General features: G+C 41.9%; 1 protein-coding gene. It reads right to left on the reverse strand.

Annotated features, from left to right (window positions below):
• Positions 1-235 precede the first annotated feature (235 nt).
• Positions 236-1,570 carry a KAP family P-loop NTPase fold protein gene (locus HMPREF3050_RS12875; protein ID WP_070775075.1) on the reverse strand — a complete coding sequence of 445 codons (1,335 nt, stop codon included), beginning with the start codon at positions 1,568-1,570 and terminating at the stop codon, positions 236-238.
• Between the last annotated feature and the right edge of the window lie 288 nt (positions 1,571-1,858).

Raw genomic sequence — 1,858 nt, forward strand, 5'->3', positions numbered from 1 at the left:
TTCGACCAAACTGATGAATAACAAGACTTACACCGCCACCGAGCGTACATTCAAAGGCAAAAGCTGGACGTGTTACCGATCGAAAAAAGAAGAATTATGCGTAGATTCCCCACGTCTTTATTAAACGCCATCTTATCGGCTGTTAATTAAATCTCCTCTGCGTTTGGCTTTGCGTAATGTATCGATATGAAAAAAGGTCGTCTGAAACCTGATTTTTGGTTTCAGACGACCTTTTTTATTTGGGCGTTTGCTCAAGGCTGAGAACTCGGAAGGTGTCTTTCAGGATAGATAAGATTTTAGTTTCAGGTGACCTTCTTAAAACAAAACTTGCATTTTTAAGAAAATTCTCGTTGATACACTTTTCCCAATATTTTCTATATTGATTAAAACCCTGTGATTTAGTAATATTTTGATTAATATCATCAATTAAACTCGGACAGAAGCAGAAAATAAATATAGCAATAATACGCGGTAATTTATATTCCCATATCAGTTTTCTATTTAATTCTTGGCTTAAAGAATAATATATCTCTAAAACCTGGACTAATTGTTCCACCTCCCTAAGCGATATATGACCCCCTTCAATCATATCGCTAATAGAACTCATAATATTATTTTCCTCAATCAAATCTTTTAGTTGATCAGCTATATGACTTTTTCGTATCAACTGTTTGAAATATTCAACGGAAACCAAAGCCCGTTCTACCTCAAATGGAACTGCAACCTTATCAGGCAAGGTAAAGCTGTACTTCAAAAACTTATTCAAATATTTGTGCGCATCCACTTCCACCCCATATCGATGATTGATCGCCGCGCGCAGTTGCTTGGTGTTCGTTACCAGCACGACTTTGACGTTTTCAACATCAAAGACATGTTTGATGACTTCCAGCATATCGACGGCGTAATCGGGGCGGCAGCGGTCGAGTTCGTCGATAAACAGGATAATCGGTTTGTCTGCTGCCAATTCTTTCAGGCAGGCTTTGAGCGTTTCTAGATTTTTTTCCGCTTCGATTTGCTCTTTCAATAAGGCTTCGACGGTTGCATCGATGGTATGGCTGGCGATTGTGGCAGCGGCATCGGTTACGGTTTCGGCCAAACTGTCTGCATCTTGGCCGTCATTTATTATCTGTTGAAATTCTTCTGCTAAATCGTCTGTACTCTGTTTTAGGAGATGACTGGCTGCTGCCTTAGCAACGGTTTTTATTCCGAATCTTGCGGCTTTCGCAATTTTTCTGGTGATATTTTTGCGCTGTTCAGACGGCTGCTCGCTAGTATCTTCAGGCGTACAGGTTTTGATGATTTCGGCAAGCAATGCCAGTAGAGGCTCTCCGCTATGGTCTGAACGGAAGGCATCGATATAGACGGGTTGATAATCGGGATGTTGCTGCTGCATGAGCCGAATCAGCTTTTGGCAAAATTCGGTTTTGCCCGTTCCCCAGCCGCCGTCGATGACCATAGGGGAGAGGTCGATATCTGAGGTAAGCAGCCTGATGATGTTTTCGGCTATCGGCTTACGGTTGAATTCGTCTTGTGTATCGAAAGTGGGGTTTTCTAAAGTTTGGGTTTCCATGCTATCCCTTTGTTTAATCATAAATTCAAATAAGAATACCCGCATCGTCATTCCCGCGCAGGCGGGAATCCAGACCGCAATCATTCAGAAATGTTTAGAGATTACCGTAATTTTAAACTTCTGGATTCCCGCCTGCGCGGGAATGACGGCATAGGTATGTCTTGGTTTAATCATATGGATATGTTCTGATATTTAAAAGGTCGTCTGAAACCTGATTTTCGGTTTCAGACGACCTTTTACTATCTGCGGGTGAACCTACTTCGCCCCCTTAAACCCGCGCTTCAAATG

It is taken from the genome of Neisseria sp. HMSC065D04, assembly GCF_001815675.1.
Taxonomy (GTDB): Bacteria; Pseudomonadota; Gammaproteobacteria; order Burkholderiales; family Neisseriaceae; genus Neisseria.